This window comes from Bacillus sp. BS3(2021), assembly GCF_021043345.1.
Lineage (GTDB): Bacteria > Bacillota > Bacilli > Bacillales > Bacillaceae > Bacillus > Bacillus paralicheniformis.
The window spans coordinates 279498-293917 of record NZ_JAJNDM010000001.1 but is presented as its reverse complement, the minus strand read 5'-3'; the positions used below and the strand labels follow the sequence as shown (position 1 = coordinate 293917).

The window sequence follows — 14420 nt, the reverse complement described above, 5'->3', positions numbered from 1 at the left end:
AATTATATTCTGAAAAAAGGAGGCGAAAGCTTTTTTCATGCACTCTTCAAATCCAGTCAAAAGACAGTCTGCAAGTGATTACGCTTACAATGAATTAAGAACGAAGATCATCGAACTTGAATACCCTCCCTCTGAACAGCTTGCTGAAGACAGTCTTGCAAAGGGTTTAAACATCAGCAGAACTCCTCTTCGCCAGGCTCTTTACCGGCTGGAGCTTGAAGGATTGGTCAGTAAACAGCCGAACGGCCGGCTTCGCGTATGCCCGATTTCGCTTGCTGAAGCGAAAGAGGTTTTTAAAGTTCGGGAAGCGCTTGAAGGACTGCTCACTGCCGAAGCCGCACAGCTGGTGACACCGGAGAGCCTTCATCAGCTTGAAGACCGCATCGAACTGATGAAACTGGCTGCCGTAAAGGGCCGCAAAACAGATACGGTCAAATACGGATCAGAATTTCATTCCATCTTGCACGCCATCAGCACAAACGCAACCGCAAAACGTTTTCTGGATCAGCTTGAAAGCAGGATTGAACGGTATCGCAGAATCAGCGGATACAAAAATCCTGACTACAAACCGTCTGTATCTTTCAATGAACACTTGGACATTTTTAATGCCGTCAAAGAAAAAAACAGCGTTTTGGCAGAAGCCGCCATGCGTTCCCACATTAAACGAAGCTTGCGTTCCATTGAAGAAACGCTGGAACGTTCATACTAATCCGCCGAACAGCCAATGCCATTCTCACAGCACGTTTTTGACACAAAAGTTAAAAAACGAATAAGAGGTGGAAAAATGGGCAAACAAGGTGTATTTAAACCGGGATTAGAAGGCGTTATTGCTGGGGAAACGAACATTTCCTTCTTAGATACGGAAGCGGAACAAATCGTCATTAAAGGCTATGATTTAATCGAACTTGCAGAACAAAAAACATATCTGGACCTCGTCTATCTCCTCCTTCAAAATAAACTGCCTGATCCAATGGAATTGCAAGGAATTGAAAGCGCTATAAAAAATTCGTATGAACTGCCCGGCGGAATCTATACCATTCTGAAGGCGCTTCCGAATAACACCCATCCAATGGATGCGCTCCGAACCGGGATTTCCGCTTTGGCTGGATATGATCCTGAATTGAATGACAGGTCTCCATCAGCAAACAGAAGCAAAGCGCTGCGCTTGATCGCACAGGTTCCGAATATTACCGCCAACAGCTACCGCATCCTTCACCAGAAAAATGTCATCACGCCTGATAAACAGCTTTCATTCAGCCAGAACTTTTTATACATGCTGACGGAAAAAGAACCGACTCCGGAAGAAACAGCCGTCTTTGATCAGACATTAATGCTGTACAGCGAGCACGAAATGCCGAACTCCACATTTGCCGCAAGAGTGATCGCATCGACAAACACAGACATATACGGTGCTTTCACAGGCGCCGCTGCATCGCTTAAAGGACATTTGCACGGCGGCGCGAATGAAGCAGTGATGTACATGCTGCTCGAAGGAGAAACAAAATCGGGCTTCTGCAAGCTGATTGAGCATAAGTTAAGCAGAAAAGAAAAAATCATGGGCTTCGGCCACCGCGTCTATATGAAAAAAATGGACCCGCGCGCAGCCCTGCTGAAAAAGGCGCTCTATTCGCTATCTCATAAAACCGGCCGACAGGATTTATATGAGATGTGTGATGCCGGTGAAAAGCTGATGCGCGAAGAAAAAGGCCTGTATCCGAACCTCGACTACTATGCGGCTCCGGTCTATTACCTGCTCGGCATACCGATCGATCTCTATACTCCGATATTTTTCGCAGCACGTTCGGTCGGTCTAAGCGCGCATGTCATTGAACAGCACGAAGACAACAGGCTGTTCCGCCCGAGAGTTCACTATATCGGACCGCGTCATCTTCATCCATAGTTCGCCTTTGATTCAGAAAGAAGGGAGATAAATGTTATGAAAACAGAAAGTCAAACGCTCCAAAATTGCGATCAATTGCTGGAAGAGATCGCAGACTATACGGTAAATGCCAAGATTTCAAGCGAAGAAGCGATTGAAACCGCCCGCTACGTCTTAATGGATACACTGGGCTGCGGCATTTTGGCGCTCAAATACCCGGAATGCGCCAAACATCTCGGCCCGATTGCCCCGGGTACCGTCGTCCCGAACGGCACCCGCGTCCCGGGAACGCAATTTGAGCTCGATCCTGTTCACGGAGCCTTCAATATCGGCTGCATGGTTCGCTGGCTCGATTATAATGACACATGGCTGGCAGCCGAATGGGGCCACCCGTCAGATAACCTTGGAGCGATTTTAGCCTGCGCTGACTATGTCAGCAGGCAGCGGCTCGCGGCGGGCAAGGAACCGCTCACCATTCACGATGTATTAACGGCAATTGTGAAGGCTCATGAAATCCAAGGCGTCCTTGCTCTCGAGAACAGCTTAAACAGAAACGGGCTTGACCATGTGCTGTTTGTAAAAGTCGCCTCCACTGCTGTGGCATGCTCACTATTGGGGGGGACAAAACAGGATGTTGTCAATGCCGTCTCCCAAGCCTGGGTCGATAATTCAAGCCTGCGGACGTACCGTCACGCTCCGAATACCGGTTCGCGAAAGTCCTGGGCTGCCGGTGATGCGACAAGCCGCGGCGTGAGGCTCGCAATGATGACCTTGAAGGGCGAAATGGGATATAAAACCGCTTTGTCCGCTCCAATGTGGGGTTTTCAGGATGTCTTATTCGGCGGAAAAGAATTGACGCTCGCCAGACCGCTCGACTCTTATGTCATCGAAAATGTCCTTTTTAAAATTTCGTATCCGGCGGAATTCCACGCACAAACGGCTGCTGAAGCCGCGATCAAGCTTCACCCTGAAGTGAAGAACAGACTTGATAACATCGATCAAATCGTGATCACGACGCACGAATCGGCCATCCGGATTATCGACAAAACGGGAGAATTACACAATCCGGCTGACCGTGATCACTGCCTTCAGTATATAACAGCGATCGGGCTGATCTACGGCGATATTACCGCTGACCATTACGAAGACGAAACCGCGCAAAATCCGGAAATCGACAGACTGCGCGAAAAAATGACCACAGTCGAAAACAAACAGTATTCTACCGATTATCTCGACCCGGAAAAACGCTCGATCGCCAACGCTGTTCAAGTGTTTTACAAAGACGGCACACAATCGGAAAAAATCGCGGTCGAATACCCGATTGGTCATCGGCGCCGCCGCAACGAAGGCATCCCGCTGTTAAAAGAAAAATTCACCAATAACTTAAAAACGCGCTTTCCGGCGGGGCAAGCGGAGCGAATCAACGCCCTGCTGAATGCCCCTCGCCAATTAAGCGGTACACCTGTGCCGGACTTTATGGAATTGTTTGTGATTTAGGAGGTTTTGAATATGTGGATTGTCTCGAAACAATCAACTCAGGAAGAACTGGCCAATACATTCAGAAAGCTGATGAAAGCGCCTGATATTTTGAAAATACCAGGCGTTCATGACGGGATGGCAGCCATTACCGCAAAAAACATCGGCTTCAAAGCGCTCTACCTCTCCGGGGCAGCCTACACGGCAAGCCGCGGACTCCCTGACCTCGGAATGATTCATTCCCAGGAAATCGCTGAAAAAGCCAGCGAACTTGTGAGAGCCGCAAATCTTCCGCTTTTGGTCGATATCGACACCGGCTACGGCGGTGTCCTAAATGCGGCGCGCACGTCGGCCGAAATGGCTGAAAGCCGGGTCGCAGCCGTTCAAATCGAAGATCAGCAGCTGCCTAAAAAATGCGGACATTTAAATGGAAAGACGCTTGTCCCGGCAGAAGACATGATCGCAAAAATTAGAGCGATAAAAGAAACCGCCCCTTCACTCGTCATTGTGGCACGCACGGATGCAAAAGCAGCGGAAGGAATGGAAGCCGCCGTCAGACGCGCCAATTTATATGCCGACGCGGGAGCCGATGCCATCTTTCCGGAAGCATTAACGAGCGCAGCCGAGTTTAAGGAAATGGCCTCATCCATTAAAGCGCCGCTCCTCGCCAATATGACCGAATTCGGAAAAACGCCTTATTACACGGCTGACGAATTCCAAATGCTCGGCTGCAGCATGGTTATTTACCCGGTAACCTCCCTGCGCGCTGCCGCAAAAGCTTATGAACGGGTCTTCGCAGAAATTTTCGAAAAAGGCACGCAAAAGGGTGTGCTCGATGACATGCAGACGCGCGAAGAATTATATGATGCAATTCAATACTACGACTATGAAAAATTGGACGAAAATATCGCCAAAACGGTGCTTCCCGAAATCGGAAAAGAACATCGTTAATACGAGAAAAAAGGCTGCCGAATTGTCGGCAGCCTTCTCCATTTACAGCAGTTGCATCAACGTACCGCCGGCAGCACCGGCTGCAACGATGATCCATGGCGGAAGCTTCCAGTAGACAAGCAGGCTGAATAAAACCGCGGCGAATGCAAAATCAACCGGCGCCAATATCGAGCTGGTCCAGATCGGATGATAAAATGCGGAAATCAATATTCCCACAACGGCTGCATTCACTCCCATTAAAGCGCCTTTCACTTTAGGATTGCGGCGCAGCGTATCCCAGAAGGGCAGCGTCCCCAAAATCAGCAGGAACGCCGGCAGAAAAATCGCCGCTGTGGCGAGCATTCCGCCTTGCCAGCCGCTGATCACCGCACCAAGATATGCAGCGAATGTGAACAAAGGCCCCGGGACAGCTTGAGCGGCTCCATACCCGGCTAGAAAAGCCTCTTCGCTTAACCAGCCCGTCGGTACAAATTCCCGTTCTAATAACGGCAGGACCACATGCCCTCCGCCGAAGACTAAAGAACCCGACCTGTAAAAACTGTCAAACATGGCAATCCAGCTGGAAGATGTCAGTTCTCTGAGCATCGGCAGCAGTATGAGAAGCCCGAAAAACAAGCTGAGACAAACCGCCGCAAAACGGCGCGACACTGGAAACCGCATGACAGAATCATCTGTCTCAACTTGCTCTTTATAGATGAGATAACCGGCGAAAGCGGCGAGCAGGATGACTCCGACCTGTGTAAAAGCCGTCTGCCAGAGAAGGGTGGCGACTAGAGCAAACAGCGCGATCGCCTTGCGCCTTTTATCAGGTGTCAGCTTTTGCGCCATCCCCAAAACAGCATGGGCGACTACGGCTACGGCTACGATTTTCAACCCATGAATCCAGCCGGCTGTCCCGATATCGAAGCCTTGCAGAATCATAGCAAATAATACGAGTGCTATGACAGATGGAAGAGTAAACCCGATGAACGCTAGGATGCCTCCAATGATGCCGGCTCGCATGACGCCGATTCCGATCCCCACCTGGCTGCTGGCAGGGCCGGGCAGGAACTGGCATAAAGCGACCAGATCGGCATAGTTTTTTTCGTCCATCCATTTTCTTTTGCGGACATATTCAGCATGAAAATATCCCAAATGGGCGATCGGGCCTCCGAACGATGTCAATCCAAGCCTGGTTGAAACGAATAGAATTTCAAGGAGCGACCTCAAGCTTCGGTCCGCTTTATGCTTTGTCATCATTTCACTCCTTATTCTTTAATTTCTTTAAACAGTTCATATGCTTTCAACCTTGCTTCCTTCAGTACGCTTGCTCCTTTTTCCGTAGTTGAGTAGTATTTTCTGATTTTCCCGTCCACATTCTGTTCTTCTTTTCGAAGAAGTCCGTCAGATTCCATTGAATGAAGGATCGGATACAGCGTTCCCGCACTGATGTTATATCCGTGCTCTTTCAATTCCTCAAGCATCCACAAGCCGAAAATCGGATGTTCGCTGGCGTGGTGCAAAATATGAATTTGAATAAATCCCAGAAATAGCTTTCGCAATACTTTATCTTCCAATACCGCACCCCCTTTAACGAAACTCAATATCGAAATCCGATATCGACAGTTTATAACGAAAGTGTAGCATCGGTTCTCTCTCTTTTCAAGGTCTTTTGCCATTAAAAAAACAAGCCCAAACATGGGCTTGCCTGTTTCAAACATTTACGACTGATACTGTACACGATGAAGATTCGCAAAAATACCGCCGCGCTCAACCAGTTCATCATGTGTTCCTTCTTCTGCGATTCCGTTTTCTGTCACGACCACAATCCGGTCGGCATTGCGGATCGTAGCAAGTCTGTGAGCAATGACAAGCGTCGTCCTGTCTTTTGCGAGCTCTGTCAAAGCGTTTTGAATCACCTGCTCCGTCTCTGTGTCAAGTGCTGATGTGGCTTCGTCCAATATGAGAATCGGTGGATTTTTAAGAAACATCCTGGCGATTGCGATCCTTTGCTTTTGGCCCCCTGACAGCTTCAGCCCTCTTTCGCCGACTTGGGTCTCATAACCGTCCGGGAGCGACTCGATCAGCTGTTCTAAATGCGCCATTTTGGCGGCCCGCTGAATCTCTTCATCTGTCGCATCCAGTTTTCCGTAGGCGATGTTTTCGCGGAGCGTCCCCGTAAAAAGAAACACATCCTGCTGGACGATGCCGATTTGCGAACGGAGAGAACGTTTTGTCATGTCGCGAATATCGATGCCGTCAATTGTGATAGACCCGCCGTCTATATCATAAAAACGCGGAATCAGCGAGCTGATCGTCGTTTTGCCCGCTCCCGAAGGGCCGACAAAAGCGACCGTTTCTCCGGCTGTAATTGACAGATCGACGCCTTGCAGGACGGGTTTATGTTTTTCATAGCCGAACGTCACATTCTTGAAGACGATGTTTCCTTCCAACAGCGGAACATCAATCGCATCTTTGCGGTCGACAATCTGCGGCTTTGTATCGATCAACTCCGTAAACCGCTTAAATCCTGCCATTCCTTTCGGATAAAGCTCCAAAATGGCGCTGATTTTATCAATCGGCTTAAACAACACGTTGACATAAAGAACAAACCCGACGAATTCCCCGTAGGACATATTTCCGGAAAAACTGAGCCAAGCTCCGTACACAAGCACTGCCAGAATCATCAGCCGCGTCATCAAAAAGGTCCCGGCAGTCGTGAGAGCCATCGTTTTGTAGCCTTTCAGCTTCGCCTTGCGGAACTTTTGATTGTTCTTTAAAAACCGGGAAATCTCAAAGCGTTCATTCGTAAAAGATTGAACGACGCGAACGCCTGAAACACTGTCCTCAACCCTGGCGTTAACATCGGCGATTTCGCTGTACATCTGGCGCCAAGCGCGGTTCATCCTGATATTTGAATAAGTGATTAAAATAATCAATAACGGCACAAACAGAACAGCAACCAAGGCAAGCTTCACATTAATCGTCAGCATGATCCAAAATGCACCGAAAAAGGTCATCACGGCGATGAACAAATCCTCCGGTCCGTGATGGGCCAGCTCTCCGATATCAAACAGATCATTTGTGATGCGGCTGATGATATGTCCAGTTTTTGTATTGTCAAAGTATCGGAAAGATTGGCGCTGTACATGTTGGAAAAGCTCCTGGCGCATATCCGTTTCAATATTGATGCCGAGCTTATGCCCGAGATAATTGACAATGTATTGCAGGCCCGTGCTGAGCAAATAAATCAGTAAGAGGCCGATGCTTACCCAGACAATTTCAAGCCAGTCTCCCCCGGGAATCAGCGTATCGATGAACCACTGAACGACTAGGGGAAAAGCCAGCTCAAGCACTGCGACGATGATCGCGCTGCTGAAATCGATGAAGAACAGACGTTTATGAGGTTTATAGTATGAAAAAAAGCGGCGTATCATAAGATGATGTGCACTCCTTTTGAGAATCTTTACGAGATTGATCGTATCACAGTTTGGCATCGGAAGTGCAAAAATTTTGAAAAATAATTGAAAATTATTCTCAAGTAGACTGTTTTATAAAGGAATTCCCGTTTCTTTTTGCTCCCTGTGCAACAAGCTTAGCCATTTCATTTGCACCGAAATCGCAAAAATGGGTGTCGTCCCTGGCTCCGTCCGGATAGTTGGGGTGTTCCCCCGGTTCAAGCCATAAAAACAGCTTTTTGGAAGCTTCCGGGCCCAGCGATTCAAGCAATTGACGGCTTTTGGAGGCGAGATCGATGAGCGGCACCCGAAGCTCTTCAGCAAGCTGTATCATCGCATCAGGATAGTCGCCGTGGGTATTTTTGAACCGGCCGTCGCTTTCAAATGATCTTCTCTGGACCGGTGTAATGAGGACCGGATTGGCTTTTTTTAACCGGGCGTCATCTATATACCGGCGCAAATGCTGCTTGTAAGTTGTAAATGGCTCTGTATAGCGATCATCCGGCTTTTGGTCGTTATGACCAAACTGGACAAACAAATAATCGCCGCTTTGGATCTGTGTCATGATTCGCTCCAGCCTGCCTTCTTCAATAAAGCTTTTTGAACTTCTCCCTGATGCCGCTTCATTGCGGATCAAAACACCGTCGCTTAAAAACGCGCCAATTTTCTGTCCCCAGCCTGCACGCGGCGCCCTGTCGCTATCATAATCGCAAACCGTTGAATCCCCGGCCAAAAACCACTGAACGTCTCTCATTATCCATCCCCCTCATTCCTTTTTGTTTTATATTAAAACGCCCCTCAAAGAACCGCAACCCAACATACATATTTGCCCATTTTGTTCTTTATACGACTCCTTTTTATAAAAAAGGCTATAAATTGATAAAAAACTATCAATTTATACTAATTTTTTTTAGAAATTTATCTAAAAATATTTACTTGGATGGTAAATGGTGATAGATTAAGTAAACAAGAAAAGGAATATAGTTGATCGAGATCTCGTTTCTACCTTTTCTTGAAAATAATGGGACGTTCTCTACTTTTTAACTTTAACATTGCATTTAGGAGGAACTTATCGATGCTTAAACGAAAACTCATTCGCAAAATCAGTGTTGGTCTATTAGCTTCTGCAGCATTGTTTTCATTTATCATTCCTACCCAAGGGGCAAATGCCCAAGAGGTGAAAACAAATCATTTTAGAGGACCGATCTTTTGTCCGCCGCCATTCAAGCCGTGGCCTAAGCCGCAGCCGGATTATCCGCAGCCGGATAACCCGACTCAGAAGCCTGTGCTTGAGGCAAAAACCATTAACAGCAATAAAGAGTGGTCAACTTCTGACATCGAAATTACTTATAAACCAAACACTTTTGTCGGTTCAAGCTATGTTGAATTTCATTTTCCATACCGTTTTCATGCAAGCACAAGAGATACACTAAATGGAAAAACACTTGACTATACACAAATTTTAAATGATGGACAAACGGTCCGAGTTCCCGTCTATGCTTTAAGCTCTTCTGAGTTCAAATTAGTGATGGTTCGGAAAACGCTCCCAAATGCAGGGACTCACAGAATTACTGCTGAACTGCAACAAAATGGAAAAAACATCAACCATGCTGAAACAACTTTGGAGATTGTTCCTCGTTAAATCAATGTTCGGCCTGCCGGCATCAATTTGCCGGCAGCCGTTCTGCTGTATTTCCCTTTACATATCATGCATTTTTTAAAAGTTTTTAGAATTTTTCTCAAAAAATATTTACTTGAATGGTAAACGGTGATAGATTGATGGAGCAGGAAAAGGAATATAGTAGATGATGAACTTATTTTTTCCTTTTTCATCTTTTTTAACAACATTCATTAGGAGGGGGAAGTACATGTTAAAACGTAAATTTATCGGTAAAATGGGAGTCGGGCTATTAACTTCAGCAGCATTGTTTTCTTTCATTCTTCCGACGGAGGAAGCGAGCGCCACTTTTTTCAGAAACGCTCCGACGCTTCATGTCGAAACGGTTGACAGCAACAAAGAGTGGACAACCTCAGACATTGAAGTCACTTACAAACCGAACTCTTTTGTCGGTGCAAGCTATGTTGAATTTAACTTTCCATATCGCTTCCATGCGAACACAAGAGATTCGCTGAACGGCAGAACACTGAACTATACACAAATTTTAAATGACGGGCAAACCGTCAGAGTGCCGGTTTATGCTTTCAGCTCTTCTGCGTTCAAACTGGTCATGGTTCGGAAAACGCTTCCAAACGCAGGAACCCACAGAGTCACTGCGGAGCTGCAAAAGTTCGGACGAAACTACAACCACGCTGAAGCTACAGTTGATATCCTGCCACGCTAAAACATTTCAGCCTGCCGGCAAAAGAACCGGCAGGCTTTTTTCATTTAAGCGCTGCCCGCCGAACCAGCATGTTAAAACAAGCGAGCGCGCTTATATTGCAAAACAGAATGACGACTGCCATCGGTAAAGCTGTATGGCTTCCGCCAATACCGACGAGCGGCGCCGCGGCAGCTCCTAAAATAAACGGAAGCAGTCCTAAAAGCGCAGATGCGCTTCCGGCCGATTTTCCCTGGCTCTGCATCGCTAAGGATCCGCTGGTCGTCGTCACGATTCCGATGCAGGAAACCACGACAAACAGCGGAATTAAAATCAGAATCAGCGGTGCTTTGAAAAAGACAGAAACAAATAAAACAACGCTTGCGGTAAAAGACAGCAGCAAACCGCTCCGCAAAAGGGAAGCTTCGCCGAACCGGCCGGCAAGCCTGCCCGTAATCTGGGCCGCGATAATGATGCCCAAACCGTTTAATGCGAAACAAAAACTAAAGGCTTGCGCCGACAATTTGTAAATGTCCTGCAAAACAAACGGAGAGGCAGATATATAGCCGAACATCCCCGCTACGATCAGCCCTTGCGCCAAAGCGTATCCCATAAATGTGCGCTGGCCGAAAAGCCTTCCAAATGATACAAACGTCTCTTTGAACCCGCCTGCCGTGCGGTTTTCCGGAGACAGCGACTCTTTCACCCCGAATATCACGGACAAAATCATCAGCAAGCCAAAAAGGCCGATAATGAAAAATACGCCGTTCCAAGTCGTCCATTTCATCAGCTGGCCGCCCGCTACCGGGGATATGATAGGCGCAATCCCATTAACCAGCATCAAGAGCGAAAAGAACTTTGTCAATTCTGTACCAGAATATAGATCACGAGCAATCGCGCGTGATATGACAATGCCGCCTGCACCCGCTGCACCTTGAATAAAGCGCATCGCAATCAAGACCCATACAGAGGATGTCATAGCACATAAAAATGAGGCCGCGGCAAAAACGGACAGCGAAACGATCAGCGGGAGCCTTCTTCCAAGGACATCGCTGAAAGGACCGATGACAATTTGGCCGATTGCCAGCCCCAGTAAACACGATGTTAAACTGAGCTGAACGACGGAAGCATTCGTATGTAAATCAGATGCCATCTGTGGAAGGCCGGGCAAATATAAATCGATCACAACCGGACCGATTCCCGATAAAATACCCAATATGACAGCGATCCATACCCTGTTCGGCTTAGCTTTTGACTGAGCCGCAAGATCTGCCTGGCTGTTAAGCGTACCCATTGGATCACTCCTTTTTTATATTTTGAAATACGCCCTCGAAACCTTCCAATGTATTGTACACCTTAAGCTATGAAGATAACAATTAGAAAAACCGGGCAAGCCCGGCTGATTAGTAAGATTCATATCTTTTAAAAACAAAAACGGTGCACATGAACAAAAGAAGCACAATTCCCAAAGACGAAAACACCATCCAGCCGAAAGCATTATCCCATGAACCATGCATGATAAAATAGTCAGCCTGGCTTTTCGCCTTATCAGGCATCCATTCGGTAAAACGGGGAAATAAGGAACCCGCCAGTGAAACGAAGGCGATGAAACTGATGCTCATGCCGGCAATCCCCCCGATACGGCGAAACAGGGCACCGAAAAACATCGTGACCGACATGACAAATACAATCCATATACTGTACACGAATAAACTAAATAAGAACCGGTCAAATTCAACCTTTCCGAATAGAAGGTTTGTATAATAAAAAGCCAGACCGTAGCTCACAGCAAACGAAACCAATACGAGCAGCACCTGCTGAAGCCACTTGCTGCCGATATACTGCAGCGGGCTGACAGGTCTCGCCATCACCAATGAAAGGGATCCTTGGTTTCGTTCGTGGACAATGCTGCCCATCACACTGAAAACGAAAATTGCAGTACCAATCGTGCCGAACTGGGACAAGGTGCTCGCCATCACCTCTTCACTTCCCGGCTTTGGTATGTCGATCACAGCTCCCTCAGGCAAATTCCCGGCCATATCGATAATCTGAGGCATATAATACAGGCTGAGCGGCTGAATCAAGCCCAGAAGGATCAAAATGACTGGCAGCCAAAGCAGCTTTCCGTCCCTCCAGCTTTCCGTCCATTCTTTTTGAAATAACATAAAAAATGAATTCATAGCCCCATCACCTTCAAATACATATCTTCCAAGGACATCGTTTTTTGTTCAAAACGAACAATCGATACTTGTCTGCTCAAGCATTCAGCCAACAGCCGGCGGCTGTCAGACCGATCTGTTAAATAAAATTCAGCTTGTGAAGGCTTATGATACACGACTTTGCTGACATAAGGCAGGTGTTCCAGCCATCCTTCAAGGCTCTCTTCAGCTGTCAGGATATAAGATGGCTTTAAATGCCGATTCTTCAATCTGTGAAGCGGACCTGACCATTTGACAGCCCCTTCTTTCAGCATGATCACTTGATCGCACACCTCTTCGGCATCATGCAGCACATGAGTCGAAAATAGAATTGTCATCTTCTTTTTTAAATCTTTCATCATATCAAGGACTTCGCGCCGCCCCGCCGGATCGAGCGCAGAAACAGGTTCATCCAAAATCAACAGGCTCGGCTCATGAACCAAAGCCTGCGCAAGCCCGAGCCTTTGCTTCATTCCTCCTGAAAAACCGCTGATTTTCCGGTCTTCTTCCTTTTCCAGACCGACATAGCGCAAAGCGGTTCGACTCTTTTCCAGGGCTTCACGACGTTTCATTTTAGAAAGTCTTGCAGCAAACACCATATATTCCAAAGCTGTCATCCATGAAAAAAACGCAGGATGCTGAGGCAAATATCCGATTTCCAGCCTGTTTATCGATTCCCTCCCCAAAAAGCGGATGCCTCCTGATGTAGGCGCCAATAAACCGGAAAGCATTTGCAATGTCGTCGTTTTTCCCGCTCCGTTCGGCCCGAGAAGGGCAACGCATTGCTGATATTCAAGGTCGAAGCTGACATTTCGGACAGCTTGGTGCTGCTGATACATTTTTGTTAAACCATTGACGGACAGCATCACACCCGCCTCCTCTCATATGTTTTTTTACCGATGATAAAGTAAGAGACGGGACCGACAAAACTGATCCCGAAAATGATCAAAATCCACATCCACTTTGGGCCATTCGTTTTCTCCTGTTTGATGCAATTGACCAATGCGGACACTGCTAAAATGAAATACAGCACAATGAAAGGAGCGAGCAGCGCCCAAGGTATATCTGTTTCAGTCATGATGACGGCCTCCTTTTCTTATGAAACGGCCTTACAACAAATAAATAATAGAATAATAAAGGCATCGGTAATTGGATCAAGCCCCATATGCCCCAAAACCACGCATTGGCTCCTTTTTTCTTCGCATTAAGAAATAGAAAGATACTCTGCGCAAATAAAAGCGGTGAAATGTAAAGCAGCAGCATCAATTTTTCCTGAGTCATATCAAGATTCATTTATTCAGCCTCCCCGTCAGCCGCACGCCGCCTTTTTTCTAATAGGGCGAGCGCCGGCAGAAATATAAGCGCCGCACCCTGCACCATGATAAAAACAGCCGGCACTTGAACGGAAATCGTCAAGTAAGCCGATAAAATCACCAGCGCCATGATGATAAAACAAAGCAATTCCTTTTTGAGCGCCCGCTTGCGTTCTTGCTTAAACCGCGCTAAACGCTGATTCAGTTCAAATACTTGAGGAACCGGCGGCACAAAAGTATCATCCATTCTTTCGAGTTCGCGTTTCAACTGTGTAACCGTTTCTTTTTCATCTCGGTCATTCACTGTCCCCACTCCTTTCGAATCTTCTTTAATCCATGATGCACGCGCGATTTGACGGTACCTTCTTTTATTTTCAGCATGTTTGCCACTTCAGGGTAAGTAAACCCGTAATAGTGTCTTAACAAGATTGGCATTCTGAACTCAGGCTCAAGAGCAGCAAACAGCTCCAAGTATTCGCTCCATTCGTGGCCGTGAAGGGCAGACTTCCATTTCATTTTTCGCAAGGCTTCCTCTCCTGCTGCTTGCGTTTTGCGGTTTTCGCGTTTTTTCCGGCGCTGATGGTCGATAAACAGCCGGGAAGCAATTGAAATCAGCCATGTTGAAAATTTCGCGTTGCCTTGAAACTGATGAAGGCTGACATACGCTTTCAGCATCGTTTCCTGGACCAAGTCCTCTGTGAGATCTGGGTTCAGCGTTAATTTCAGAACATATTGATATACAAAAGGATAGTGAAGCTGAAACAGTATCGTAAAAGCCTCATCTTCCCCGTCTTTTGCCCGTATGATCAGTTCTTTTTCATCTGCTTGATCCACTAAAACGCCTACCC

17 protein-coding genes are annotated in these 14420 nt (G+C 47.0%); 6 read left to right on the top strand and 11 right to left on the bottom strand.

The genetic code is table 11. From position 1 onward, the window contains the following. Positions 1–37 precede the first annotated feature (37 nt). From LQ247_RS01390 to prpB, 4 genes are all read left to right on the top strand, one after another. A complete protein-coding gene (locus LQ247_RS01390; RefSeq protein WP_003186304.1) occupies positions 38–709 on the top strand; it encodes a GntR family transcriptional regulator in 672 nt (223 codons plus the stop codon). Between the two features lie 75 nt (positions 710–784). After that, positions 785–1900: a citrate synthase gene (gene mmgD, locus LQ247_RS01385; protein ID WP_101561327.1), complete on the top strand. Its 1116-nt coding sequence runs from the start codon at positions 785–787 to the stop codon at positions 1898–1900. 36 nt (positions 1901–1936) lie between these two features. After that, a complete protein-coding gene (locus LQ247_RS01380; RefSeq protein WP_101561326.1) occupies positions 1937–3376 on the top strand; it encodes a bifunctional 2-methylcitrate dehydratase/aconitate hydratase in 1440 nt (479 codons plus the stop codon). Positions 3377–3388: 12 nt separating this feature from the next. After that, positions 3389–4306, top strand: coding sequence for a methylisocitrate lyase (gene prpB, locus LQ247_RS01375; protein ID WP_231005488.1), 918 nt, complete (start codon positions 3389–3391; stop codon positions 4304–4306). Between the two features lie 42 nt (positions 4307–4348). Here the strand turns inward: prpB and LQ247_RS01370 are convergent, their stop codons facing one another. From LQ247_RS01370 to LQ247_RS01355, 4 genes are all read right to left on the bottom strand, one after another. After that, the gene (locus LQ247_RS01370; RefSeq protein ID WP_101561325.1) at positions 4349–5542 is read right to left on the bottom strand and encodes a chromate transporter; all 1194 of its coding nucleotides are present in this window, start codon (positions 5540–5542) and stop codon (positions 4349–4351) included. Positions 5543–5553: 11 nt separating this feature from the next. Beyond that, positions 5554–5862: a PadR family transcriptional regulator gene (locus LQ247_RS01365; protein WP_020453412.1), complete on the bottom strand. Its 309-nt coding sequence runs from the start codon at positions 5860–5862 to the stop codon at positions 5554–5556. 144 nt (positions 5863–6006) lie between these two features. Beyond that, positions 6007–7722, bottom strand: coding sequence for an ABC transporter ATP-binding protein (locus LQ247_RS01360; protein WP_101561324.1), 1716 nt, complete (start codon positions 7720–7722; stop codon positions 6007–6009). Positions 7723–7822: 100 nt separating this feature from the next. Then, on the bottom strand, positions 7823–8497 hold the full coding sequence (locus LQ247_RS01355; protein ID WP_269145950.1) for a rhamnogalacturonan acetylesterase: 675 nt from the start codon (positions 8495–8497) through the stop codon (positions 7823–7825). A gap of 321 nt (positions 8498–8818) precedes the next feature. Here LQ247_RS01355 and bslB (LQ247_RS01350) point away from each other — a divergent pair, with 321 nt between their 5' ends. Then, the gene (gene bslB, locus LQ247_RS01350) at positions 8819–9385 is read left to right on the top strand and encodes a biofilm surface layer hydrophobin BslB (protein ID WP_105979488.1); all 567 of its coding nucleotides are present in this window, start codon (positions 8819–8821) and stop codon (positions 9383–9385) included. A gap of 226 nt (positions 9386–9611) precedes the next feature. Continuing rightward, positions 9612–10085 (top strand): biofilm surface layer hydrophobin BslB, encoded by a 474-nt coding sequence (bslB, locus tag LQ247_RS01345; protein WP_023856950.1) that lies wholly within the window; start codon positions 9612–9614, stop codon positions 10083–10085. Between the two features lie 40 nt (positions 10086–10125). Here bslB (LQ247_RS01345) and LQ247_RS01340 read toward each other — a convergent pair whose 3' ends face one another. From LQ247_RS01340 to sigY, 7 genes are all read right to left on the bottom strand, one after another. Continuing rightward, a complete protein-coding gene (locus LQ247_RS01340; protein ID WP_020453417.1) occupies positions 10126–11355 on the bottom strand; it encodes a multidrug effflux MFS transporter in 1230 nt (409 codons plus the stop codon). A 109-nt stretch (positions 11356–11464) separates the two neighbouring features. Continuing rightward, positions 11465–12241 carry an ABC transporter permease gene (locus tag LQ247_RS01335; protein ID WP_101561321.1) on the bottom strand — a complete coding sequence of 259 codons (777 nt, stop codon included), beginning with the start codon at positions 12239–12241 and terminating at the stop codon, positions 11465–11467. Further along, positions 12238–13125: an ABC transporter ATP-binding protein gene (locus LQ247_RS01330; protein ID WP_101561320.1), complete on the bottom strand. Its 888-nt coding sequence runs from the start codon at positions 13123–13125 to the stop codon at positions 12238–12240. Before LQ247_RS01330 ends, LQ247_RS01335 begins: the two co-directional genes overlap by 4 nt. Further along, a complete protein-coding gene (locus tag LQ247_RS01325) occupies positions 13125–13337 on the bottom strand; it encodes a PLD nuclease N-terminal domain-containing protein (protein ID WP_020453420.1) in 213 nt (70 codons plus the stop codon). The genes LQ247_RS01330 and LQ247_RS01325 overlap by 1 nt, the downstream gene beginning before the upstream one ends. After that, positions 13334–13552, bottom strand: a complete 219-nt coding sequence (locus tag LQ247_RS01320) for a transcriptional regulator (protein WP_101561319.1) — start codon at positions 13550–13552, stop codon at positions 13334–13336. The genes LQ247_RS01325 and LQ247_RS01320 overlap by 4 nt, the downstream gene beginning before the upstream one ends. Next, positions 13553–13876: a YxlC family protein gene (locus LQ247_RS01315; protein ID WP_105979487.1), complete on the bottom strand. Its 324-nt coding sequence runs from the start codon at positions 13874–13876 to the stop codon at positions 13553–13555. Continuing rightward, positions 13873–14406 (bottom strand): RNA polymerase sigma factor SigY, encoded by a 534-nt coding sequence (gene sigY, locus LQ247_RS01310; RefSeq protein WP_023856948.1) that lies wholly within the window; start codon positions 14404–14406, stop codon positions 13873–13875. Before sigY ends, LQ247_RS01315 begins: the two co-directional genes overlap by 4 nt. Between the last annotated feature and the right edge of the window lie 14 nt (positions 14407–14420).

Bases quoted from the DNA above. Each gene is read 5' to 3' on its own strand.
- LQ247_RS01390 (WP_003186304.1), top strand. From the start codon at position 38: ATGCACTCTTCAAATCCAGTCAAAAGACAGTCTGCAAGTGATTACGCT.
- LQ247_RS01360 (WP_101561324.1), bottom strand. From the start codon at position 7,722: ATGATACGCCGCTTTTTTTCATACTATAAACCTCATAAACGTCTGTTC.
- bslB (WP_105979488.1), top strand. From the start codon at position 8,819: ATGCTTAAACGAAAACTCATTCGCAAAATCAGTGTTGGTCTATTAGCT.
- LQ247_RS01340 (WP_020453417.1), bottom strand. From the start codon at position 11,355: ATGGGTACGCTTAACAGCCAGGCAGATCTTGCGGCTCAGTCAAAAGCT.
- LQ247_RS01325 (WP_020453420.1), bottom strand. From the start codon at position 13,337: ATGACTGAAACAGATATACCTTGGGCGCTGCTCGCTCCTTTCATTGTG.
- LQ247_RS01370 (WP_101561325.1), bottom strand. From the start codon at position 5,542: ATGACAAAGCATAAAGCGGACCGAAGCTTGAGGTCGCTCCTTGAAATT.
- LQ247_RS01380 (WP_101561326.1), top strand. From the start codon at position 1,937: ATGAAAACAGAAAGTCAAACGCTCCAAAATTGCGATCAATTGCTGGAA.
- LQ247_RS01355 (WP_269145950.1), bottom strand. From the start codon at position 8,497: ATGAGAGACGTTCAGTGGTTTTTGGCCGGGGATTCAACGGTTTGCGAT.
- LQ247_RS01330 (WP_101561320.1), bottom strand. From the start codon at position 13,125: ATGCTGTCCGTCAATGGTTTAACAAAAATGTATCAGCAGCACCAAGCT.
- bslB (WP_023856950.1), top strand. From the start codon at position 9,612: ATGTTAAAACGTAAATTTATCGGTAAAATGGGAGTCGGGCTATTAACT.
- LQ247_RS01335 (WP_101561321.1), bottom strand. From the start codon at position 12,241: ATGAATTCATTTTTTATGTTATTTCAAAAAGAATGGACGGAAAGCTGG.
- prpB (WP_231005488.1), top strand. From the start codon at position 3,389: ATGTGGATTGTCTCGAAACAATCAACTCAGGAAGAACTGGCCAATACA.
- LQ247_RS01320 (WP_101561319.1), bottom strand. From the start codon at position 13,552: ATGAATCTTGATATGACTCAGGAAAAATTGATGCTGCTGCTTTACATT.
- mmgD (WP_101561327.1), top strand. From the start codon at position 785: ATGGGCAAACAAGGTGTATTTAAACCGGGATTAGAAGGCGTTATTGCT.